The organism is Streptosporangium sp. 'caverna' (assembly GCF_003203775.1).
GTDB classification, from domain to species: domain Bacteria; phylum Actinomycetota; class Actinomycetes; order Streptosporangiales; family Streptosporangiaceae; genus Streptosporangium; species Streptosporangium subroseum.
This window is the reverse complement of record NZ_CP029711.1, coordinates 159,663-182,624: the sequence shown is the minus strand read 5'-3', so window position 1 is coordinate 182,624 and position 22,962 is coordinate 159,663. Positions and strand designations below refer to the sequence as shown.

Below are 22,962 nucleotides of genomic sequence, written 5' to 3'. Positions count from 1 at the left end.
CCGAGTGGGGCCGTCACCCCGAAACCCTTCCGCCGGCCCGGCCGCACCGACCGGCAGGCACCCGGCCACCCACCGACGACGGGCGCCACGCGGTCATCATCTCGGAGACGGAGCGCCCCACCGGCGCCGACGGTCCGCGGGCTGGAGTGCAAAGATCTCCACAGCCTTGAATCCGGGAAAGATACCCTCGCCGGTGTGCATATGAGGATCAGTCATCGTCTTTCCCTTGTTCCGTCGGAGCCGAGACCGCCCGCGCACCGACGAACCACCTCGGACATTTCGGCCTGACGGTCGGGCTGCACGGCGCTCTGGCCGCCACCTGCGGCGACCTCCCAGCGCCTCACCTTCAGGAGATGTAATGAACCCCACAAAGTCCAGTGCCATCTCGCTACGTGTCAACGGCGAAACGCATTCGCTCACAGTCGACAACCGCACCACCCTGCTCGACGCCCTGAGAGAGCACATCGATCTGACAGGGACGAAGAAGGGCTGCGACCAGGGGCAGTGCGGAGCCTGCACCGTCCTTCTCGACGGCCGGCGGGCCAACTCCTGCCTCCAGCTCGCGGTCGCCGCCGAGGGACGCTCGGTCACCACCATCGAGGGCATGGCCGACGGTGAGCGGCTGCATCCGGTGCAGCAGGCATTCCTCGACTTCGACGGTTACCAGTGCGGCTACTGCACGCCCGGTCAGGTCTGCTCCGCGGTCGCCGTGATCGAGGAGCACGCCGCGGGCTGGCCGAGCGCCGCCACGGCCGACCTCCGGCCCGAGACGGGACCACCCCCACTCGACGACGACGAGATACGCGAACGGATGAGCGGCAACCTATGCCGCTGCGGGGCGTACGTGTCGATCGTGCGCGCGGTCGCGGAAGCGGCGGCGCAGGCGGCGGCGGTGCGTGAATCCGCCGGCGACACGGTTCCGGCCGGCGGCTCCGGCAGCGGTACGGTCCCGGCCGGCGGCTCCGACGCGCGGGTGACGGCATGAGAGAGTTCGGCTACATGCGCGCGACCGACGTGGCCGGAGCGGTCTCCATGCTCGCCACGGACCCCGAGGCCCGCTTCCTCGGCGGTGGCACCAACCTCGTCGATCTGATGAAGACCGGTGTGGAGAACCCCGCGCTGCTGATCGACGTCCGCGAGCTCCCCCTTGACCGGATCGAGGTCGCGGACGACGGGGCCCTGAAGATCGGCGCGACCGTCACCAACAGCGACCTCGCCGCCGACCCCGAGGTCAGGCGCCGCTACCCCGCGCTGGCCCAGGCGGTGCTCGCGGGCGCGTCCGGCCAGTTGCGCAACATGGCAACCGTCGGCGGGAACCTGCTGCAGCGCACCCGCTGCGGCTACTTCGGCGACACGACCCAACCGTGCAACAAGCGCGTGCCCGGCAGCGGTTGCCCGGCACTCACGGGCGAGCATCACAACCACGCCATCCTCGACTGGTCAGAGCACTGCGTGGCCACTCACCCCTCGGACATGGGTGTGGCGCTCGCCGCCTTCGACGCCGTCATCTCCGTCCACACCGCGGACGGACCCGCCGAGCTGCCCCTGTCGGAGTTCTACCTGCCGGTCGGCGACACCCCGCACCGCGAGACCGCCCTGCCGCCCGGCGCGCTGATCACCGGAGTGACTCTTCCAGCCGCCCCGGTGGCTGCCCGCTCCCGCTACCGAAAGGTGCGAGAGCGCGCGTCCTACGCGTTCGCCAACGGCTCGATCGCGGCCGCCCTGGACGTCGAGGACGGCACCGTACGGGATGTGCGGCTCGCCTTCGGAGCGGTCGCGTCCCGGCCGTGGCGCGCGCGGAAGGCCGAGCAGGCGCTGACCGGCGGACCGGCGACACCTGAGGCGTTCGCCGCCGCGGCCGACGCCGAACTGGCCGCGGCCAGACCCCTGACGCACAACGGGTACAAGGTGCCGCTGATCCGGAATCTGGTCGTCGCCATGCTGACCGAGCTCACACAGGAGGATGTCCGATGACCGCGCAGACCGTGTCCGCCCCCTCCACCCCGATGACCGCGCAGACCGTGTCCACCCCGTCCACCGCGGTGGCCGCGCAGACCGTGTCCACCCCGTCCACCGCGGTGGCCGCCGCCGGTACGACCACCACCGCGCCCACCCGTACCGCCGGCTCCTCCGGTGCCGTCGGCACCTCGCGCACCCGCCTGGAGGGCCGCGCCAAGGTCACCGGCGCCGCCCGCTACGCCGGGGAGGTCCCGTTCGCCGAACTCGCGTACGGCTGGCTGGCGACCTCGACCGTGGCCCGCGGCCGAATCCGTTCCATCGGCGCCGAGCCCGTCCTCGCGATGCCCGGCGTGCTCGCCGTCCTGCACCACGAGAACGCGCCGCGCCTGAAGCCGGGGGTGGGCATGATGGGGCCCGACGCGACCCTGCAGATCCTGCAGGACGACCGTGTGCCGCACGTCGGCTGGCCGGTGGCGCTGGTGGTCGCGGAGACCCCGGAACAGGCCAGGGCGGCCGCCGAGGCGCTCGTCGTCACCTATGACGAGGAACCGCACGACGTCGTCTTCTCCTCGGGCCACCCCGGTCTGCACGCGCCGGACGGGGGACCCCGGGCGCGGACGGATACGGAGAAGGGCGACATCGAGGCGGAGCTGGCCGCGTCCGCCGTGGTGGTGGACGAGGAGTACACCACGCCCGAGGAGTACCACACCGCGATGGAGCCCCACGCCGCGGTGGCGCGATGGGAGGACGGCCGCCTGGAGGTGATCGACTCCAACCAGGGTTCCCACGCCGTCGCGCAGGACCTGGCCAAGCTGTTCTTCCTCGACGCGACCTCGGTACGGGTGCGGTCGGAGCACGTCGGCGGCGCCTTCGGGTCCAAGGGCCTGATGCGTCCGCACCTGATAGTCGCGGCGATGGCCGCCACCGTGCTCGACCGTCCGGTCCGGGTCGTCCTCACCCGGCGGCAGCTGTTCTCGCTGGTCGGGTTCCGGCCCGCGACGGCGCAGCGGATCCGGCTGGGCGCGGAGCCCGGCGGGCGGCTGCGGGCACTCGACCACGACGCCACCTCGTTCTCGTCCACCATCAACGAGTACGTGGAGCAGAGCGCGCAGCCCAGTCGCGTCGTATACGCCGCCGACGCGCTGCGCACCCGCACCAGGGTGGTACGGCTCGACGTGCCGACCCCGTCCTTCATGCGCGCTCCGGGCTGGGCTCCCGGCTCGTTCGCCATCGAGTCCGCGATGGACGAGCTCGCCGAGAAGACCGGGCTGGACCCGATCGCGCTCCGCCTCCGCAACGAACCCGAGGTCGGACCCGCGTCCGGGCTGCCGTTCAGCAGCCGCAACCTCATCCCCTGTTTCGAGGAGGGAGCGCGCCGGTTCGGCTGGACGGACCGGGACCCGCGCCCCGGAACGCGCAGGGAGGGGCGCTGGCTGCTCGGAACCGGTATGGCCGCGGCGGCCCACTCCGCGGGGACCGCGCCGTCCTCGGCATCCATCACCGCCGAGGCTGACGGCACCTTCACGGTGCGGATCGCCGCGGCCGACATCGGGACCGGCGCCCGTACCGCGCTCACCCAGATCGCCGCCGACGCGCTGGAGACGCCCCTGAAGACCGTCCGGGTGAAGATCGCGGACAGCGACTTCGGGCCCGCGTTTCTCGCCGGAGGCTCCATGGGCACCGCTTCCTGGGCCTGGGCGATCACCGAGGCGGCGGCCGCGCTACGGGAGAAACTGGCCCACGTGGACCAGATCCCGGGAGAGGGGACAACGGCCCGGGCGGACACGACAGAGCTGGTCATGGCCATGCGGGGGCAGGAACGATATGCCTTCGGCGCCCAGTTCGCCGAGGTCGCGGTGGACGTGGCCAGCGGTGAGGTACGGGTACGGCGGATGCTCGGGACCTTCGCCGTGGGCCGGGTCGTCAACCCGTTGACCGCGCGCAGCCAGCTCATCGGCGGAATGATCATGGGACTGTCGATGGCGTTGCACGAGGAGGGGATCAGGGACATCGCGTCCGGCGGCCTGGTGAACGGCGACCTCGCGGGCTACCACGTGGCGTCCAACGCGGACGTGCCCGTCATCGAAGCCGGCTGGGTCGGCGACCCGGACACCTACAACCCCACCGGGATCAAGGGCCTCGGCGAGATCGGAATCGTCGGGGTCGCGGCGGCCATCGCCAATGCCGTCTGGCACGCGACCGGCATACGCCACCGGAACCTGCCCATCCGTCTCGACCGGGTGCTGACGGCCGGGACCGCGATCGAGAACGGCGGCGCGGGGACGTACTGAGTGGATGAGGTGCTTCCCGGCGGCGGACGGTCAGCGCTGGACTTCGTCTCGAGAAACTCCTCGATGCCTTGACCTCCTCCCCGGCCTGAACCGGAGATTCCCCGTGCCAGATCACGCGACCTCTTGCGGAGCACGTGATCTGGCACGGGGTGTTTGACGTATGGGGATGTTCTCCTGATCCGTGGATCCGCACCCGCTCACCCCGGATCCCCGGATCGACAGTGCATGGATACGGCGTGCCGGACCTGCGACGCTTGGCACCGTGAGGAAACACTCCGGACCAGGGAATTGTTGTGAGCAGATGTCCGTGACCGACCTGGCGGACGGGCTCGCGGCGCCGCCGGGCATGGGTAACCGCCTCGGCCCGGCTCCCTGCAGGCCCGCACGGGACAAGGCCGACATCCACTTCCTGAAATCGGCCCGTGTCGAATTCGCCATCGTCTGAAACGTGGGAGAGGAGAACGGAACCGTGGACCGGCCCCGACTCGCCGACTTCCTGCGCACCCGCAGGGAGGCGCTGCAACCCGAGGACGTGGGGCTCCCCCGTGGCAGGCGGCGGCGTACCGGCGGGCTGCGCCGTGAGGAGGTCGCCGTGCTGTCCGACATGTCGATCGACTACTACAGCAGGCTGGAACAGCAACGCGGGCCGCACCCGTCGGAGCAGATGCTCGCCTCGCTCGCCCGTGGCCTGCGCCTCTCCCTCGAAGAACGCGACCACATGTTCCGCCTCGCCGGCTACGCCACCCCGCAACGGGCCCTGCGCGCCGATCACCTGACCCCGGGGATGATGCGCATCTTCGACGGACTCGAAGACGCAGCCGCCCAGGTCGTGACCTACCTCGGGGAGACGCTGAAGCAGACCCGGTTGTCAAAGGCACTGGTCGGCGACGAGAGCCTGCACACCGGGCCGGCGCGCAGCCTGCACTACCGGTGGTTCACCGACCCCGCCACCCGGTTGATCTACCCCGAGGACGACCACCCGACCCACAGCAGGCTGATCACGGCGGACCTGCACCGCGTGTACACGCGCGACAGCAAGGACCCCCGCGCGACCGCGATCGTCGATGCCCTGCTCGCCAAGAGCCCCGAATTCGCCGGAATCTGGCGCGAGCACCCGGTCGCGGGTCCGTACTGCCCGCCCAAACACATCCAGCACCCGCAGCTCGGCCTGCTCGAACTGCACTGCCAGATCCTGATCGACCCCGACCAGTCCCAGTTGCTGCTGGTCCACACCGCATCACCGGGTAGCGAGAGCTACGAGAAACTCCAACTGCTGTCCGTCATCGGCCACGAACGCGGCTGACCACACGCCGGACGGACACCGCGCACCCCGGAAATGATCACCGGCGCCCGACGGCGGCGAAGCCGGTCGGAGACCGGTTCGGTTCACGGTGCTGATCGGCAAGGATCGCGCCACCCGTATCAGTCCGTGATCGTCTACTCGGGAGACTCCCCCCAGCGATTCTCTCCGTGGTCAGATCACAGGCTGTCCCAGCCTTGCCAGTCCCACCAGGTGCCGGTGAAAGGGGTGTAGTAGTTTTCGTAGCCCGCATCGGACGGCTCCTGACCACCCGGGAGCCACGCGAACCCCATCGTCTGTATCGATGGGATGTCCCCGACCACGAGCAGGGCGCCGCCTTCGACGGGTTCGCCCCAACAGACGTGATAGAGCCCCAGCCACCGACAGCTCCGATCAATTTCATTGCCCGCAGCGATCGTCTTCGCGTATGCCTGCATGCTCGGTTCGGAGAGAGTGAACCGCACCCACATCGGGCCGTCCACCGCGAGCACCACTACCAAGCCGAGGACGACGAGCGGTGCCGACATCCAGCGAAGCCACTGCCGGCGTGCAGCTGCCCGCCCCATCGACCCGACCGCCACGGCCGTGCGGACGAGCCAATGCAGGCCCAGCACCATCCAGGCGGGAAGCATCAGCAACACGAGCTGGAAATTCCAGACGGGCCCGCTGGCCCCGTACAAACTGATCAGCGTCACAACGGCGAGCGCTGCGAAGTACCACCGCCTAGGCGGCCGTTCGCTCCACTTGACGTCTTGCATGCAGGAATGATCTAGGTCGCTCGCGACACTGGCAAGAGGTGGTCGCATCGCCACTGCTCGCCAGGTCATCAGAGAAGGTCAGCAACAAGACCTCGATTGCACCCCGCGTCGATCGTCGGTGACGACGGCTCGCGGTGCGGTGCGAATCAAACGGTGGTCCCGGTGCCCGCCGTCGCGATCAAGTAGATCGCGGCGGAGGGAGCCAAGACCTCGTCGAATCATGAATCCAACCAGTCCACCCAATCCCTACCGGCCTCTCCTCTGCCGTTCCCACCCTCACGAGGATGAGCCCCCGGTGGCGGTTTCTCTCGTGGACCGAACCCTTACCGCCGGTGGTCCTGGTCGGTCTCATGCGGGCACAAGAGGCCGGTGCCGCCGATCCCGCAGTAGCCGCTGGGCGAAGGCCCGGTCCGCGGGGGAGGGGAGCGCACGCGATTGGCCGGATCCTTTCGCATATCGATCACCTGGCCACTTTCCGATGCCGCCGGGTCGCTGAAATGCTTGTCGTCATGACTACGACGACAATGCGTGCGATCAGCCAGGACATCCTGGGTGGCCCCGAGGTGCTGAAGGAGATAGAGGTGGAGCGGCCCACGCCGGGCCCGACCGAGGTGCTGGTGCGGGTGCATGCGGCCGGGGTCAACCCGACGGACTGGAAGCATCGCGCCACGGGCGGCTTGCTGGGGAGCCCGCCGTTCGTCCTCGGGTGGGACGTCTCCGGTGTCGTCGAGTCCGTCGGAATCGGGACAGCTCTCTACAAGCCGGGTGACGAGGTGTTCGGCATGCTGCGCTACCCGTACGGCCACGGCGCGTTCGCCGAGTACGTGACCGCACCCGCCCGCACGTTCGCCCGCAAGCCCGGGAAGATCGACCATGTGCAGGCGGCCGCGCTCCCCCTGGCCGCGCTGACCGCGTGGCAGGCGCTGGTGGACATCGCGGGGGTGAAGGCCGGGCAGCGGGTGCTCGTCCACGCCGCCGCGGGCGGAGTGGGCCATCTCGCGGTGCAGATGGCCAAGGCCCGGGGGGCTCACGTCATCGGTACGGTAAGCGCGGCCAAGCACGAGTTCCTGCGCGGCCTCGGGGCGGACGAGCTCATCGACTACCGGAACGTGGACTTCGCCGAGGCGGTCGGAGACGTCGACGTGGTGATCGACACCATGGGCGGCGACTACGGACCGCGTTCACTGCGCACCCTGCGCGAAGGCGGCGTCATCGTGTCGCTCGTGCTGTCCAACATGGCTGAAGGGCTCAATGCCCAGGCCGAGGAGCTGGGCATCCGCGCGGAGTCCATGCTCGTGGAGCCGGACTACGCCGGCATGAGGGCGATCGCCGCGCTGGTCGAGAAGGGCGGGCTGCGTGCCGAGATCGATACGGTACTGCCACTGGAAGAGGCGGCCAAGGCCCATGAGCGAGGCGAGACGGGGCGCACCACCGGCAAGATCGTGCTCACCGTGTAGATCGGGCTTCTTCGATCCTGCTCCGCGGATTCGAGGGGCGGGAGCCGCTCTGGCGAGGCGGCCCGCACGAAGAGGGCGACAGCGAACCCGGCGTCCACGCGAGCGTCTCGTCCGGGGGCGTGGACACCGCGCCGGCCGGTAGGACGTGGCGCTCGTTACGGCATCGACGACGTTCCGATGATCATGGGACGGTCTTCCCGTATTACGCGGCCGGCCCCAGATCCCAGGTCCACAGCGCTTCGCGACCGCCGCCGACAAGCACGGCGCGGCCGTCGAGGTAGCTCATCGAGAGGGAGCCGAGGTAGCGGGAAGGACGCTGAAGCGTCCCGACCTGCCGGCTGGTCGTGAGGTCCCAGACCCGCATACTCCTGTCCTGCGGCGAGTGGGTGACCGCGATCGGAACGCCGCCGACCCGTCCGAAGGCGACTCTGCTGACCTGCTTGGAGTGGCCGAGCAACGGACGCTCGACCTGCTCGCCCGTGGCGAGATCGTAGAGCTCCACGGTCCTGCCGGTGGCCACGATCGCGACCGTCGTGCAGTCGAACCGGGCGATCTCCACCTGGGCCGAGTGCTCGGTCCTCGCGATGCGGAACGATGCCATCCGTTTGCCCGCGCCGACGTCCCAGAGCCGGGCGCGGGTGGCGCTGAAGGTCACCGCGACCGGCCGACCGGCGAGGTTGATGAGGGCCAGCTGTCCGACCCGGCCGTTTCCGACGGCGAGATCGTGCAGCAGCGCTCCCGAAGGAAAGTCCCAGATGCGTACCGCGCCCGGCGGAGTGGAGGGGTCACCGGCCGCGCCGTCCCTCTCGCCCGTTCCGACCACGAGCACCCGGCGATCGGCTTCGGTGAGCGCGACCCCGCCGACGAAGTCGCCATAGCCGATGAGGGGTTCGCCGATCGGCGCACGACTGGCGAGATCGAACATCCGGATCGAGGGATCTCCCAAACCGATCCCCGCGACCAGCACCGCTCGTCCGCCGTAGTCGCCGGTCGCGAACGAGGTGACGCGCCCGGGCAACCTGACCGGGGCGTCCAGCGGTCTGCCGCTGCCGAGATCCCACACGTCCAGGACTTCGCCGTCGTCCCCGTGGGCCAGCACGACCGGCCTGCCGTGCAGCTCGCCGTTCACCCCGAAGACGTCACCGTTGGGTCCTCCGGTGGCGGGAGGAGCTGATTCCCGGCCTGTGGCGAGATCGTAGGCGCGGACGGTGTTGTCGCGCCCGCCGGACACGATCATGGGACGGCCGCCGAGATCGCCGACCGCCAGCGATGTGACGTGTCCCGGGATCTCGAATGACGAAAGCCTCTCGCCGGTGGCCGGATCGATGACCGCGATCGGGCTTCGGAGCCTCGACCCGTAAGGGTCGGTGGCGATGCTCCCGACGGTTTCGACCGAGACGAACACGGTCCGGCCGTTCAGTACGGCGAGCGATGAGGGGCCGAACCTCCCCTTCAGCGAGTCGGTGGTCACCTCACGCGTGATCAGATCCCAGCGGATCACCCCGAGGTCGGCCGTGGGGATCAGGGCCACCGGACGGCCGCCGATCGTGGTCGTCATGATCGTGTTCATGCTCTGGACGAACTCGGGCTGGACGACGAGCGGTTCCCCGGCGGGTTTTCCGGAGACCGGATCCCAGGCGATCACAGTGTCGGTCGCCCCGGCCAGCACGAGCAGGACACCGTGGACGCGGACCAGCGCGACGGAGTTGAAGGTCCCCGTGCCGATGGGCGGGCCGATCCGGCGGCCGGTCGCCAGGTCGAACACGTGGGCACCGCCGGTGCCCGCTGTCGCGGCGATCGGCCTGCCATCGAACTCGCCAAACGCGATGGAACGGAACGGCCCGGTGGGGAGTGGCCCGCCGACGGGTGACCGGGTGGTCGCGTCCCACCTCTGGAGTGCCCCGTTGCTCCGGCCGAGGATGACGGGTCTGCCGTCGACGGTGCCGTACGCCACCGGGCCGTCGCCGGGGATCGGATCGCCGATCGGTTCCAGGGTGGCCCTGTCCCAGATCCGGATGGTGTGCTCGGCACCCGCGCTGATCACGACGGGCCGGTCGTCCAGCTCGCCCACGGCCACCGAGGTCACGTCGGCGTGGCCGCCCATGTCCATCGCGACGGGCGACGCGAACGAGGCGGGAACGCCCCCGTGTGACGTCTCCTGGCAGGTGGTTCCCGGCCGGGGCCAGCTCACGACGGTCGACCCGGCCGAGGCCAGCGGCACCGACCCGGCCAAGACCAGCGCGGCAAGGATGGGTGGCAGCCGTCGAAAGGACATCCGGACCCCTGTCGCCGAAATCGCTCCCCGAGCATAAACCGACCTCCCGCGCGATCCGCCAGAAGGAGATCAGGGCCCGGCGCATCGAGTTCGGATACAACTCTCCGGTATCGAATCCCGCAGCACGTCCACGACGAGTACCTGAGCCGACGGTCCGCAACGTAACCAACCGCCAAGTGGCCGTCCGGAAAACGCGGAACCACCTCAGGCCTCATGCCGCCGGCCGCCCGGTTGACCGTCACGTCAGCCGGGGCGTGCGCCGACGAGGAGGGTCGCCGCCGCTACCCGCGGTGCGTCACCGGAATTCGAGACCCTCGAACGTACCGGACGAACGCCATTTGTCGAGATAGGCGAAGTAGGCCATCGCCCCCTGCGGGTAGCCGACGTTGAGCCGCCCCCGCAACCCCGAGTCCTGGCCCTCGTTGTTGTAGTAGCCCGGCGTGCAGTCCGGCGAACCCAGCAACCTGCCCGTACCCGACAGCAGGAGCTCGATCCACGCGTCCTCGGCCTCCTTGGTGACCTCGATCTCGTCGAATCCGTTGTCGAGGGCGTGCTTGATGGTCAGGGCGATCGTCCTGCCCGCCTCGGTGAGATTGTGCGGGATGTTGGAGATGAGGTTCGCACCCTGCGTCGGCTGCACGACAAAGGCGTTCGGGAAGCCGCGCACGTGGATGCCGTGCAGGGTGCGCATACCCTCGTCCCAGTACTCGGAGAGCTTGACGCCGTCGCGGCCGGTCAGGTCGTAGCCGGCCCGCCGCGTGTATTCCGTGCCGACCTCGAAGCCGGAGGCGTAGATGACGCAGTCGACCTCGTACTCCTTGCCCGCGGCGACGACCCCGTTCTCGGTGATCCGCTCCACGCCCTGGCCGTCGGTGTCGACGAGGTGGGTGCCGGGGAGGTTGTAGGCCTGCAGATACTCGTCGTGGAAGCATGGTCGCTTGCACAGCTGGCGGTACCAGGCCTTCAGGTTCTGGGCGGTCTCGGAATCTTCGACGACGGAGTCGACGCGCGCGCGGATCTCCTCCATTTTCTCGAAGTCGGAGTTCTCGAAGGCCTCCGCCATCTTCTCCGGAGTGAAGTCCTCGGGCGGGAGCGCCATGATCTTGGAGCGCACCCGCCGGGCGATGTCGGTCCAGCCGTCCATCACCAGGTCCTCGTCGGCCACGGCGCTCGTCTGGTTGGCCGTGAAGTTCTCGAGCCAGCGCTGCTGCCAGCCCGGCGTCGCGATCTGGGAGAACCACTCGGAATCGGTCGGCTGGTTGTTGCGGACGTCGACCGACGACGGGGTGCGCTGGAACACGTACAGCTCCTCGCACGCCCGCGCCAGATGAGGCACGCACTGCACGGCCGTCGCTCCCGTTCCGATGAGGGCGACGCGTTTGTCGGCGAGCCGCTCCATCGGCGTGCCCGAGGGATCGCCACCGGTGTAGTCATAGTCCCACCGGCTCGTGTGGAACGAATGTCCCCTGAACGACTCGATCCCAGCGATTCCCGGCAGCTTCGGCACGTGCAGTGGACCGGTGCCCATGGCGACGAACTGGGCGGTGAACTCGTCACCCCGGTTGGTACGGATGATCCAGCGTGACCGCGCCTCGTCCCATTCGAGGTCCTCGACCTCGGTGTGGAAGAGCGCGTCGTCGTACAGACCGTAATGCTCGGCGATGCGCCGGCAGTGTTCAAGGATCTCGGGCGCGTGCGCGTACTTCTCCGTCGGCATGTGGCCGGTCTCCTCCAGGAGCGGCATGTACACGAACGACGCCGTGTCGCACTGCGCTCCCGGGTAGCGGTTCCAGTACCAGGTGCCGCCGAAGCCGCCGCCCTTCTCGATGATGCGGACGTCGTCGACGCCGGCTTCTCTCAGCCGCGCGCCGGTGAGGAGACCGGCGAAGCCGCCGCCGATGAACGCGACCGTCACGTGGTCGGTCTTCGGCGCGCGCTCGGTTATCGGGGTGTAGGGATCGTCGAGGTAGTGCGCGAACCGGCCGGTGAGCCGGAGGTACTGGTCGTTGCCGTCGGGACGGAGCCGCTTGTCGCGCTCCTCCAGATACTTCTGGCGGAGGGATTCCTTGTCGAGGACGGTGCCATCGGGACTGGTGAAGCGGCCGGTGACGGTCATACGTGCTCCGAGGGTGTGTTCGACCGGGGCGGGGCGTCGAGATGCTGAGCGACCCCGATGCCTCCGGCAGCGTTCGCCCCTCAGCGGTGTCAGGATGTCACTCATGAGTGACATGCGGCAAGTACCCCCGTACGATCGCCGTATGACCCCTGACGCCGTGATCGCAACGTCGCTCGCCGACGAGCAACGCGACGTCGCCCGATCGCGGATCCTTCGCGCCGCACGGGGCGTGCTGGCGGACCGCGGCCTCGCCGCGACCGTCGACGACGTGGCCGAGGCGGCCGGGGTCAACCGGCGTACGGTGTTCCGCCACTTCGCCACGCGTGACGGTCTCTTCGCCGCCGCCATCAAGGAGGGCGTACGCAGCTACGCGCTGCGGATCCCCGCACCACCCGAGGACGACGACCTGCGAGCCTGGCTGCTCGACCTGCTGTTCGTCGTCCACCGGCTCAACGCCGGCAACGGCCGTATCTACTGGGAGCTCGCCGCCCTTGAACCGGACGATCTTCCCCCCGAGCTCGCCCAGGCGGCCGCCGAGCGCCGGGAGAGCCGCAAGCTCTTCGCGGTCGGCGTCACCTCCCGTATGTGGCAGGCCCGCGGCGGGCGGGGAGACCCTCCCATGTGGCTGGTCGACGCCGTCGCCGTACACCTGTCGGGATTCACCACCCAGTCCCTCACCGGCGACTTCGGCCGTACTCCCGACGAGGTGGCCCAGGTGTCGGCGCAGGTTCTCGAGGCCGCGCTGGGCGCCGCCCTCCCATAGTCATTCCAACCCGAGCCTGCTGCTCAACGACTTCGACATGTCCGCCGCCTACAAATGCCTGATCGAGGACGTGCTCGAGGCGGGCATCCGGATCGACGCGCTCGGCCTGCAGAGCCATGGTCAGCCACCGACACATCCCGCACCGACACGGCCATCCTGACGGTCCTGATGGAAGGAGAGATCGCACGAACCGCTCAACGGAACCATCAGGAACTGTGAGGGATTTCTAGGACCTGTTTGAGCCGATCAGGGAACGATCCCCGCGGGAGGCGCCTTCCTGGGATGGCCCGTTCCGCTCCCGCTCGCCGGCGGCGGCGGCGAGGCTGCGGCCGAGACGCTGGGCGGGTTTCTCGATGAAGCGGTAACTCAGCGCGGCACAGCCGATCACCGTCGTGAAGAGCATCGCCTCCCACGCCAGCCGCACCGGCAGCGAGATCCCCGAAGGATCCACGGTCAGTCTCCTGACGACCTGCAGGATCAGGGGATGCAGCAGGTAGATGGAGTAACTCATCAGGCCGAGCCACACGAAAAAGGGCAAGATCGCACGACGGCGCAGGACGAGGCCGGCGGCGAACGTCAGCCACGCCGCGGCGACGGCGGTGGACCAGCTCCACTTGAACGCCTGCTGCCCGGCCTCCGACATGCCCCACCCCGGTCCGAATACCACCGCCGCGATGACCGAGAGGACGGGCACCAGACCGATCATCCAGCGCGATCTCACCCATTCGGCGGGCGACCGTTCCAGGCGGTAGATGGCGGTTCCGCCGAACATGGTGGCCAGGATGATCAGGCTCTGCCACGCGCCCACCCTGCTGTCGAGGGTGAGGAGCAGGAGGGCGAGGACGGCGAGAACGGCGGCACCGTACTTCCGTACGCCACGGTTCGCGCTGAGAACGGCGGCGATCCCGCCGAGGAGCACGATGGCCGCGTCCCCCACCACACCCTGTCCCAGGTTGTCGGACAGCCAGCCCGCCGGTACGAGGGCGCCGGCGAGGAGCGCGCACACCGCGAACGTCAGCGAGGTGCGCGCGCTGGCTCGATGGACGCCGAACACGAACATCGCGGTCACGAGCAGGTAGAACACCATCTCGTACGAGAGGGTCCAGAAGACGTTGACGACGCTGGGCACCCGGAGCAGGTCCTGCAGCATCGTCAGGTGTGCCAGTGCGAAGGTCACCGGCTGCCCGGTGGCCTGGGAGGGCAGGACGGTGTAGACGCCGACGATGCCGAACACGGTGCCGGCCACCGCTGCCAGCCCCCACAGGGGGTAGAGACGGAAGAAGCGAGTGATCCAGAATCCCCGGACACTGCCTCGGCGTTCCAGCGAGACCGGCACGACATAGCCGCTGACCAGGAAGAACACCAGCACGCCGTACTGTCCGAAGTCGAACCACGGGCTGACCGATTCCCGGATCTCGGGCAGCAGGGCGTCCAGCGAGTGCTCGAAGACGACGATCAGCGCGGCGAACCCGCGTAGGGCGTCGAGCCAGGACTGCCGGGCACCTCGGGACGAGGGGATCGAGCCGGTTCCGATGTGCATTTGCCCTGCGCTGTCCGGAATCTCCTCGTCCTTAGCCACCCGGTAACACTAGTGGCGCAATCGGGATGAAAGGCAATTTATGCCCCATAGCCCCCACAAGACGACGGCTGACCAGCGTGAACCTGGGGCTTTCAGGCGCCTCAGGCCCATGGCTCGAACGCCCGGCGGGAGAACGCCGGGCCATGGAAGGGCACGGCGGCTGTCGCACTCGTGCGGGCGGCGCGTCGAGGAGCTCGGGGGCACGGAGCCGACCACGTGAACCGGTGACTGTCGCACTCGTGCGGGCGGCGCGTCGAGGAGCTCGGGGGCACGGCGATGACCAGGGTGCGGGCGGTCGGATCGTGCTTGATGAGGGCGAGGAACAGGCGCGATGCGGTAGCCGGCGTCTGCCCGCGTTGATCCTCACGGTCGGCGGCGGTCAGGTAGAAATCGGGGGCGTCGCGGTGGGTGATGCGTACGCGACCGAGGCGTACGGCGCGTTCGGCGACGGCTCGGGGATTTCTCGACAGATCCGAGAAAGTGACGGCGTCGGCGTTACTGGTACTCACCCTGCCATCGCAAGTCAGAACACATTCTGATGGACGGTGAACCACGGGAGAGAATGCCCTGCCGTCGCCTGTCGGCAAACCGGGCAAGTCGAACTGTCGAACGACTCACCCCGGGAAGGCACGCGCAAGTCCCGGAAATCGAGAATCTCGCCGCTGTCCTCAAGGAAGACGGCTCTTCTTGAAGCGCTCTTCCGCTGTATTCGTGCCCGCGTGAGGCCGCAAGGTCCGGCAGGTGTCCGGACGAGAACCGGTTCACATCATCGAGATCCGGGCCGGCCAGACGTCATGTCTTTTTTGTCGGTCCCCCTCAGTACTCTGAGCCTCGCGTTTAACGCGCATAGGGATATTTCCATATATCGACAGCGGAGGCGATCGTGTAGCTGAGCATCTCCACGGTTCAGCTCCCTCTGCCTGCCGATGGCTTCCCTCTTCCTCAGCCCGTCCGGTTCAGGACGGTTCACTCCCCCCTCGGAGGATCAGTGAGACTACGGTCTCTACTGGCGAGCACCGCCGTGCTCGTCATCACCGCGACGGCCGCGCTAGCGGTCGGAGCGCCGGCTCAGGCCACAGTCGCTGCCCCGGCTGTGGCGAAAAATCTCTTGGACGAGGTGAACAACGGCAAGAAGGTACGCGCGATCGTCGAGGTCAGGGGCTATGCCGCCCGTGTGGCCGAGGCCCTCGAAGCGGCATCGAGCGAGACCACGGTCATCGACAAGACGAGTTCCAGCGACTTCCTCGTTGTCACCGTCGACAAGCCGACCCTCACCGCGGCCATGGCCGACGACATGGTCAAGGCCATCTACAAGGACGAGCTGAGCAGAGCGACGCTCGACGTCAGCACCAAGCTGATCGGTTCGGACAAGGCCAACAAGGCGGGCTGGACCGGCAAGGGCTCCACCATCGCGATCCTGGACACCGGCATCGACCGCGATCACCCGTTCTTCGCCGGGCGGATCGTGCGCGAAGCCTGCTTCTCCACCTCCGATCCCGACCCGCTCTACCAGGCCGACTCGTTGTGCCCCAACGGCCAGCCGTCCCAGATCGGCGTGGGCGCGGCCGACGCCAAGACCGCGAAATGCGTCGTGAACGGCGCGGGCAAGTGCTACCACGGCACACACGTCGCGGGCATCGCCGCCGGGAAGAAGGCCGGAACCGCGCCCTCCAGCGGCGTCGCGCCGGAAGCGGGCATCCTGCCGATCCAGGTGTTCTCCCGGTTCAACGGCCCCATCTGCCGGGAGCTGGCCACCTTCGCACCGTGCTTCCTCAGTTTCACCTCCGACCAGAAGCTCGCGCTTCAATACGTCGACCAGGTACACGCGGGGCTGAACGTCGTAGTTGCCAACCTGAGCCTCGGCGTAGGCCCGAAGCACAAGGTCAACTGCGACCAGGATCCCGCTTACGGAGCTCTCAGGTCGGAGATCCTCTGGCTCAAGGACTTCGGCGTGACCACCGTCGTAGCGGCGGGCAACGACCTGCACGGGGACGGCGTGGCCAGCCCCGCCTGCATCTCCGCGGTGGTAGCGGTCGGCGCGACCGACGACCGCGACAAGCCCGCTCCCTTCTCCAACCGGGGTCCTCTGCTCGACCTTTTCGCTCCCGGCGTAGGTATCAACTCCGCCATGCCCGGCAACGCCTTCCAGTCCCTGAGCGGCACCTCCATGGCCGCACCCCATGTCGCGGGGGCCCTGGCGCTGGTCCGGCAGGCCTACCCGAACCTGCCTGGCGAGGGGCGGGTCGAGAAGCTGCAGACCACCGGCAAGAGCATCACCTACAGCAGCGGCGGCATCATGGTGACCACCAAGCGAATCGACCTCGTCGCCGCCCTCCCGCTCAAGCCCACCGCGACTCCGACCCCGACCCCCACGGCCACGCCCAGCGCGACGCCCACCGTGACACCCACACCCACGCCCACGCAGAGCCAGACGCCCGTCCCGACCGACCCCGGTACGGTCACCGACCCTCTGCCGCTACCGGACACGTGCCGGCGGGGCAAGGGCACCAAGCCGCTGAGCGCCAAGCGTTGGGCCACCGAGTTGCTCCGCGGCAAGGGCACGCTGGACGACAAGATCCTCGCCTGCTACCTGTCTCTCGCCCAGAACGGCAGCAAGGTCTTCCCCGAGGTCACCGATGCCGGTTCCATCGGCAAGGCGTACAAGGTCCTCGCCCCCAGGAGCAGGACCGCCAAGGCGCTGATCGACCGTGAACTGCTGGCCGCCTGGCTCAACTACGCCCATGGCGTCTACAACGGCTCCGCCAAGGTCCACGGCAGCACGACGCTGAAGAAGGCTGTCGGCATCGCCGAGGGTCACCGCACCGCCAATGGCACGTCCGCCCAGCTCAAGAAGGCGGCCGTCTACCTGTACGAGCACGTCAACAAGTAGCGGCTGATCGCAAGACGGATGCCGGTCGCGCCGCGGCACGGCCGGCATCGCGAGCCGTACGGCGGGATCCGAAAAACTGCTCCCGCGCGTGGACCGGGCCCGCCTGACAGACGGCCCACTCGGACGGGCCGGGGCCGTATCCGATGATCCCACCCGTGATCTGGTTACGGGTGGGATCACGCGTGCCTAACTCGTCACGGGTTCCCATGTCGGGGAGAGGTACGGCAGATGGGCCGAGCGGTAGAGCACGACGATCAGGACCACGATGGCCGCGAACCAGGCGATGGCCGGGACAAAGCCCAGGTCGGCGTAGCCGTACTCGGCCAGTATGCCCAGCACCCCCAGACCGGCCACTGCCCAGCGCAGCACGTCGAGGAGGGCGGCCCCGGAGATGTCTCCGCAGGGACGGATCCGCCTGATGACGGCCTCGACAGACAGCCAGACGGCGATCAGGGCACCGGCCGTGCCGGCGATGCCGATCACGTGCTTGACGGAGGAAACCATCAGGGGATAGCTCGGGTTCATGTCGAGCCGGAGCATGGCGACAAGCGAGATGCAGACCATGGCGACGGCAAAAAACCCGGCCCGGCCGAAGAGGTCGTCGGCGGATCGCTGCAGCTGAAACAGCCCGGACGCGCACAAGCCCCATCCGACGGGGTCGAACAGCAGGTCAAGGCCATTAAAACGGAGAGCGCCGAAGGCGAAGACAAAACCGGTGGCGATCTTCGCGACGGGTCGCATGCGGCACAACCTTCCAGGCTTGTTGTTGTCCACCCATGAGCTGACCATCAGGGAAACTCCGGGCTCACCGCGTCGTTGCAGGCCTTGATGGCGAAACCTCGTTGCCAGGCGACCGGGAGACTACCTGCGGCTCCCGTCATATGCCATGAGTTCCACGTCACCTTCGCCGACCCCGAGCCCATCCAGGTTCTGTAGGTGAAGCTGATCGGCTGGGGCTCGTGCGGCACCGCCGCACAGTCGGTGATGACAATGCGCCTCGTCAGGGTCTCCTGGTCCCCGCCCGCCACGGTGACCACGGCACGTTCGTCCTTCGCCTCGTCGGCAGGCAGCAGGAGGAAGCCCGGCATCTCCGTCGACATACCGGTGAGGGTGAAGGGAGCCAGTCCGTCGTTTTCAAGCTCGATATACAAGCGGGTGTACAGGACCCCGTTCTCGTCCACCTGAGAGTGAAGGAAGAGGCTTTCGGGTTGCCAGCGAATATGCGGGATTATCACCCCCGACCACCACAGGACAGCCGCAACAACCACCAGCGACAAACAGCTTGATACCACGACCTTTAACAGCAACTGCGCACGCGGAGAAACCCACGTGGCGACGCCGAATTGCTGCCATATGTCGCCTGAATTCACGATGTAGAACCATATATGGTGTCACCTCGTGACGATACCCCCGATAATTTTCTGGACAGCCGCCGTACTCACCATGCTGGCAGCGGCCGTGCCGGTTACCGGGGAGCGGCTCACCAGGTTCGCCGTACTGACCGACCTCTCCGTCACAACGGCCAATGCCCGCCAGGTCATCGACCACTTCGCCGGTTTGCGCCGGTGGCGGCTGACAGCGCTCGCCGTCGCCGCTCCCTTGGCGTGTTTCACCAATGACCCGTTCTATCTGGTCCTGGGCTGGTGTGCCGTTTCTGTCTTCCGTGACGTACGACTGCCGGCCGGGGTGCCGCCCGCTCACGACGACGCGAAGATCTATCGAAAGGCATGGCTGCTCGGTTTGGCCGGCGCCGCGGTGGCAGGCGTCTACCTGCTGACGGACCAGAGTGCCACTCCGGCGCGTCTGACCCATATCGTCATCGTGATTATCGTGGCGGCAGCCGTACCCCGTGCCGCTCGGAACCTGACCGCCAGGCCGATGCCCGAAGCCTCGGATGACATGGCCCAGGCCGAGCTGTCCATCCGCCGGTGGTCGACACGGACCCTCTATCTCGCGGGAACCGCAATCGTGCTGTCGGGCGCACTGCTCGCTCCCGGGCAGCCACCAGAGCGCGAACTGCCCGAATACTCGATGCCCAAGTCGTTCCCAGAGCACATGGCCGTGTTCACGACGGTGGAAAAATACAAGGGGCCTACCTGTCCGTGGTTCGATCAGATGGACGACCCCTGCCGGTCGTGGCTGGTGAACGGGCTGCCATTCCCACAGGCCGCGCCGTACACCATCAGGAAAGGCGGCGCACCCCAGCGGGCGCCGTTCGTGCGCGGCCCCGACAAGAAGGCCATCGTCTACCTGAGCAGGCGCGATCGCCGCATGGTGTATCAGAACACCGAGGGCATCCACCACCTCACCGGCAGCCTGGCTGACACCGAAATACCCACGGCCACATTCGCCGGCCAGAGTAGATATATCGCCCTGTCCAAGAACGACACTCAGATCATCGACACCAGGACCTGGACCACGGTGTCGATTTCCGGTGCTCAACAGGTCCACGATCTCAACGAGAGCGGGATCGTGGTCACGACGGCCTCTCAGGTGCTCGTGCTCGACCACCGGGGAAAGACACGGATGAGCCTTCCCCTCAGGAAGATCAAGGACGCTCCCGATGACACGTACCACCTCCGGCCGGACGGAAAGCGCGTCGTGGTCATCCGAGGCCATGAAGGGAGTGTCGAAACCTTCGACCCAGAGACCGGCAGGCGTGTGTCCAGCGTCACCCCCAAGTTTCCCGGCGACGACTATCTCGACATCGGCCTCGGCTGGTCGAAGCAGGGCCCCTTCCTGGTGCGCGGCTCCATGAGCGAACGCGTCTACTACCTCGACCTGACGGCGGGCAATCTTTGGAGACGCGAAAAATGAACCGCGGGCAGTGGCGTCTCGCCGAAAACGGCGCTGGCCCAAGATCCACACTGGATGATCCTGAGCCAGGTCCTGACCGCAAAGCGCCGCGACCTACTCCCGCGGCACCGACAGGACCTGGGTGTACGGCGCCTGGCACCACGGTGCGCCAGTAGCCGGCTCAGCTGAGTTCGTAGTCAAACCACATCCGATGTGTGCCATCAGCTTCGACCGCCAGCCCACCGGAACCAGTGATCCCGGTCAGCTGTCCGGTACCGCTTGAAGGCACGATGGTGAAGAACTCGTCGGTGCGGTCGCTGCCGGAGGTCGTCGCCGAATGCGCGAAGTTGAAGGCCCCGTCGCGATCGTGCAATGAACCCTCGAAGGACTCCATTGCCACATAAGTGCCAACGCCGCTTGTCTGGTCGAACGCAGAAGTGAAGAGGGTCGCCGAGTGGCCGACGATATCTCCCTCAAAGTGTTTCTCCATCGTCGCGACCCCCACCGCGACTCCGGTGGACACGGGCGGGGATGGCGCCAGCTCGGCCGGAGCGAAGGCTTTGACGGTAAACGTTCCGGAAGCTCTCATGGCGCTGATGGTATTGAGAGTGTCCGACAATTCGGCATGGCGCAGCCACGGATCATGTCATTACCGACGTGCTCCAGGCGATGGAGATCCTGCAAGCGGAGCGGTAGTCGGTACAGGCCTCTGGACAGCGTGAGCGATGATCTTGCTAACGCGGATGCCAGCAACGGGTCTGGACGACCATGGACCGAGGAATCCTGTAGCGCGGCCGGCAACCGCCCGACGCGCGGCGGGCCGCCGCAGGCGGATCGCCTTTAACCCTGTAGTGATACCTGTCGCCGAAAACGGCTCTGGCCCAAGATCGGCACCGGATGTTCCGGGTGATCAAGGGCCAGGATCTAGCTGATTCCGCAGGTCTACGCCTCGCCGGAGGTCAGGCCAACCGGGCACGAGACGCCGGTGCCGCCGATTCCGCAGTAGCCGCCGGGGTTCTTGTAGAGATACTGCTGGTGATACTGCTCCGCAAAGTAGTAGTCGCCGGCGGGGGCGATCTCGGTGGTGATCTTGTCGTAGCCGGACTCGGTGAGCACCTTCTGGTAGGCGTCACGCGAGGTCAGGGCCGACTTCTCCTGCTCGGGTGAGTGGAAGTAGAGCGCCGATCGATACTGGGTGCCGACGTCGTTGCCCTGGCGCATGCCCTGGGTGGGGTTGTGACCCTCCCAGAAGACGCGCAGCAGCTCCTCGTAGGACACCCGTGACGGGTCGAAGACGACGCGGACGAGCTCGGTGTGACCGGTCTGGCCGGTGCACACCTCTTCGTACGTCGGGTTCTGGGTGTATCCGCCCGCGTAGCCGACCGAGGTCGTCACCACGCCGGGGGTCTGCCAGAACACGCGCTCGGCGCCCCAGAAACAGCCGAGGCCGAAGTCCGCGATCTCGCTTCCCTCGGGGTACGGCGGAGCCGGCGGGACATCGAGGACCATGTGGCGCGCGGGCACCGTCATCCTTGCGGCGCGGCCCGGGATCGCGTCCTCCGGGGACACCATGGAAGTCTTGTTCTTACCGAACAACCAGCCCATTGCGAACCTCCTCTGGAACACGTTGCACCGGAGAGAACCGTCTGGGACACCTCCATGTTCCCGTAAGCGGCCCTTAACAATCCGGCAAGGAAGACTAACTTGTCTTAAAGAACGTAAGGGGCAAAGATTGCTACATGCCTGAAACGCGCCGTGGAGTCCTGTACGGCATCGCCGCCTACAGCATGTGGGGTCTCTTCCCGCTGTACTGGCCGCTCCTGAAGCCCTCAGGCGCCCTGGAGATCCTCGCCCACCGCATGGTGTGGTCCCTCGTCGCCGTCGTGGTCATCCTGGCGGTACGGCGCCACTGGTCCTGGATCGGCGAACTCCTGCGCTCTCCCAGGAAGCTTGGCCTCCTGACCCTCGCCGCAGCCCTCATAACGGTCAACTGGGGCGTCTACATCTACGCCGTCAACACCGGTCACGTGGTCGAGAGCGCGCTCGGATACTTCATCAATCCCCTGGTCAGTGTCCTGTTCGGCGTTCTTCTCCTCAAGGAGCGTCTGCGGCCGTGGCAGTGGGGCGCGGTCGGGCTGGGCGTCGTGGCCGTCGTCGTCCTGACCCTTGACTACGGCCGGCTGCCGTGGATCGCGCTGGTGCTCGCGGCCAGCTTCGGCACCTACGGGCTCGTCAAGAAGATCGCGAAGGTCGGCGCCGCGGAGAGCATGACCATCGAGACCCTGGTGCTGCTGCTGCCGGCGCTTGGCTACCTGCTCTATCTGGAGCAGCAGGGAACGGCCACCTTCGGGAGCACGGGTCCGGGCCACGCGATGCTCCTGGTCGGGGCGGGTGTGATCACCGCTGTTCCGCTGCTCTGCTTCACCTCGGCCGCGATCCGGGTGCCGCTCACCCTGATGGGCCTGCTCCAGTACATCGCCCCGGTCCTGCAGTTCCTCGTCGGCGTGTTCGTCGCGCACGAGGTCATGCCGCCCAGCCGCTGGATCGGGTTCGCCATCGTCTGGATCGCCCTGTCGCTCTTCACCTGGGACAGCCTCCGCGCCGCCCATCAGGCCCGCCGTACGGCGCTGGAGCCCGTGACCGTCTGAGACACCTCCGCCCCGCGCGTCAGACCAACGGTGAGGCGTTGGAGCCCTTGACCGTCCGGAAAACCCCACGCCACCCGTTCGCATCCGTCACAGGGCAGCTGGAGCTCCCGGTCGCAGGAAAGGGCTCCGC

Annotated in this window: 20 protein-coding genes; 11 read left to right on the top strand and 9 right to left on the bottom strand. The window is 67.7% G+C overall.

Annotation, left to right across the window (positions count from 1 at the left end; translation table 11 throughout):
• Positions 1-358: 358 nt before the first annotated feature.
• The 5 genes from DKM19_RS00895 to DKM19_RS00880 all read left to right on the top strand — a co-directional run bounded on the left by DKM19_RS00895 (position 359) and on the right by DKM19_RS00880 (position 5,553).
• Entirely contained in the window at positions 359-985 is a 627-nt protein-coding gene (locus DKM19_RS00895) for a 2Fe-2S iron-sulfur cluster-binding protein (protein WP_110694047.1), read from the top strand.
• Positions 982-1,974: a xanthine dehydrogenase family protein subunit M gene (locus DKM19_RS00890; RefSeq protein WP_110694046.1), complete on the top strand. Its 993-nt coding sequence runs from the start codon at positions 982-984 to the stop codon at positions 1,972-1,974. Before DKM19_RS00895 ends, DKM19_RS00890 begins: the two co-directional genes overlap by 4 nt.
• Complete coding sequence (locus DKM19_RS00885; RefSeq protein ID WP_239514024.1) at positions 1,971-4,250, top strand: xanthine dehydrogenase family protein molybdopterin-binding subunit; 2,280 nt, start codon at positions 1,971-1,973, stop codon at positions 4,248-4,250. Before DKM19_RS00890 ends, DKM19_RS00885 begins: the two co-directional genes overlap by 4 nt.
• Before the next feature lie 307 nt (positions 4,251-4,557).
• The gene (locus tag DKM19_RS49185) at positions 4,558-4,695 is read left to right on the top strand and encodes a hypothetical protein (protein WP_162641174.1); all 138 of its coding nucleotides are present in this window, start codon (positions 4,558-4,560) and stop codon (positions 4,693-4,695) included.
• Positions 4,696-4,719: 24 nt separating this feature from the next.
• The gene (locus tag DKM19_RS00880; protein ID WP_110705401.1) at positions 4,720-5,553 is read left to right on the top strand and encodes a helix-turn-helix transcriptional regulator; all 834 of its coding nucleotides are present in this window, start codon (positions 4,720-4,722) and stop codon (positions 5,551-5,553) included.
• Positions 5,554-5,729: 176 nt separating this feature from the next.
• On the opposite strand, the gene DKM19_RS00875 is transcribed toward DKM19_RS00880, so the two are convergent.
• Positions 5,730-6,308 (bottom strand): hypothetical protein, encoded by a 579-nt coding sequence (locus tag DKM19_RS00875; RefSeq protein WP_110694045.1) that lies wholly within the window; start codon positions 6,306-6,308, stop codon positions 5,730-5,732.
• A gap of 509 nt (positions 6,309-6,817) precedes the next feature.
• Between DKM19_RS00875 and DKM19_RS00870 the strand changes: the two genes are divergently transcribed.
• Positions 6,818-7,765: an NADP-dependent oxidoreductase gene (locus tag DKM19_RS00870; RefSeq protein WP_239514023.1), complete on the top strand. Its 948-nt coding sequence runs from the start codon at positions 6,818-6,820 to the stop codon at positions 7,763-7,765.
• A 202-nt stretch (positions 7,766-7,967) separates the two neighbouring features.
• On the opposite strand, the gene DKM19_RS00865 is transcribed toward DKM19_RS00870, so the two are convergent.
• Positions 7,968-10,040 carry a WD40 repeat domain-containing protein gene (locus DKM19_RS00865; RefSeq protein WP_110694043.1) on the bottom strand — a complete coding sequence of 691 codons (2,073 nt, stop codon included), beginning with the start codon at positions 10,038-10,040 and terminating at the stop codon, positions 7,968-7,970.
• A 295-nt stretch (positions 10,041-10,335) separates the two neighbouring features.
• Positions 10,336-12,156, bottom strand: a complete 1,821-nt coding sequence (locus tag DKM19_RS00860; RefSeq protein WP_110694042.1) for an NAD(P)/FAD-dependent oxidoreductase — start codon at positions 12,154-12,156, stop codon at positions 10,336-10,338.
• Between the two features lie 142 nt (positions 12,157-12,298).
• Between DKM19_RS00860 and DKM19_RS00855 the strand changes: the two genes are divergently transcribed.
• Together DKM19_RS00855 and DKM19_RS52450 are read left to right on the top strand one after the other, a co-directional pair.
• Positions 12,299-12,919 carry a TetR/AcrR family transcriptional regulator gene (locus DKM19_RS00855; RefSeq protein WP_110694041.1) on the top strand — a complete coding sequence of 207 codons (621 nt, stop codon included), beginning with the start codon at positions 12,299-12,301 and terminating at the stop codon, positions 12,917-12,919.
• Between the two features lie 37 nt (positions 12,920-12,956).
• Positions 12,957-13,079 (top strand): hypothetical protein, encoded by a 123-nt coding sequence (locus tag DKM19_RS52450; RefSeq protein WP_255415493.1) that lies wholly within the window; start codon positions 12,957-12,959, stop codon positions 13,077-13,079.
• 66 nt (positions 13,080-13,145) lie between these two features.
• Here DKM19_RS52450 and DKM19_RS00850 read toward each other — a convergent pair whose 3' ends face one another.
• On the bottom strand, positions 13,146-14,459 hold the full coding sequence (locus DKM19_RS00850; protein ID WP_110694040.1) for an acyltransferase: 1,314 nt from the start codon (positions 14,457-14,459) through the stop codon (positions 13,146-13,148).
• Positions 14,460-14,599: 140 nt separating this feature from the next.
• Positions 14,600-15,007: a hypothetical protein gene (locus DKM19_RS50470; RefSeq protein WP_204358602.1), complete on the bottom strand. Its 408-nt coding sequence runs from the start codon at positions 15,005-15,007 to the stop codon at positions 14,600-14,602.
• Positions 15,008-15,486: 479 nt separating this feature from the next.
• On the opposite strand from DKM19_RS50470, the gene DKM19_RS00840 reads away from it, so the two are divergent.
• Positions 15,487-17,388 carry a S8 family serine peptidase gene (locus DKM19_RS00840; RefSeq protein WP_162641173.1) on the top strand — a complete coding sequence of 634 codons (1,902 nt, stop codon included), beginning with the start codon at positions 15,487-15,489 and terminating at the stop codon, positions 17,386-17,388.
• 186 nt (positions 17,389-17,574) lie between these two features.
• Here DKM19_RS00840 and DKM19_RS00835 read toward each other — a convergent pair whose 3' ends face one another.
• Together DKM19_RS00835 and DKM19_RS00830 are read right to left on the bottom strand one after the other, a co-directional pair.
• Complete coding sequence (locus DKM19_RS00835) at positions 17,575-18,129, bottom strand: hypothetical protein (protein WP_110694038.1); 555 nt, start codon at positions 18,127-18,129, stop codon at positions 17,575-17,577.
• A 47-nt stretch (positions 18,130-18,176) separates the two neighbouring features.
• A complete protein-coding gene (locus DKM19_RS00830) occupies positions 18,177-18,758 on the bottom strand; it encodes a hypothetical protein (RefSeq protein ID WP_162641172.1) in 582 nt (193 codons plus the stop codon).
• Positions 18,759-18,786: 28 nt separating this feature from the next.
• On the opposite strand from DKM19_RS00830, the gene DKM19_RS00825 reads away from it, so the two are divergent.
• A complete protein-coding gene (locus DKM19_RS00825; RefSeq protein WP_162641170.1) occupies positions 18,787-20,205 on the top strand; it encodes a WD40 repeat domain-containing protein in 1,419 nt (472 codons plus the stop codon).
• Positions 20,206-20,365: 160 nt separating this feature from the next.
• On the opposite strand, the gene DKM19_RS00820 is transcribed toward DKM19_RS00825, so the two are convergent.
• Positions 20,366-20,773 carry a DUF3224 domain-containing protein gene (locus DKM19_RS00820; RefSeq protein WP_110705400.1) on the bottom strand — a complete coding sequence of 136 codons (408 nt, stop codon included), beginning with the start codon at positions 20,771-20,773 and terminating at the stop codon, positions 20,366-20,368.
• A gap of 353 nt (positions 20,774-21,126) precedes the next feature.
• Complete coding sequence (gene msrA, locus DKM19_RS00815; RefSeq protein WP_110694035.1) at positions 21,127-21,789, bottom strand: peptide-methionine (S)-S-oxide reductase MsrA; 663 nt, start codon at positions 21,787-21,789, stop codon at positions 21,127-21,129.
• Positions 21,790-21,923: 134 nt separating this feature from the next.
• On the opposite strand from msrA, the gene rarD reads away from it, so the two are divergent.
• Entirely contained in the window at positions 21,924-22,832 is a 909-nt protein-coding gene (gene rarD, locus DKM19_RS00810) for an EamA family transporter RarD (protein WP_110694034.1), read from the top strand.
• Positions 22,833-22,962: the final 130 nt, after the last annotated feature.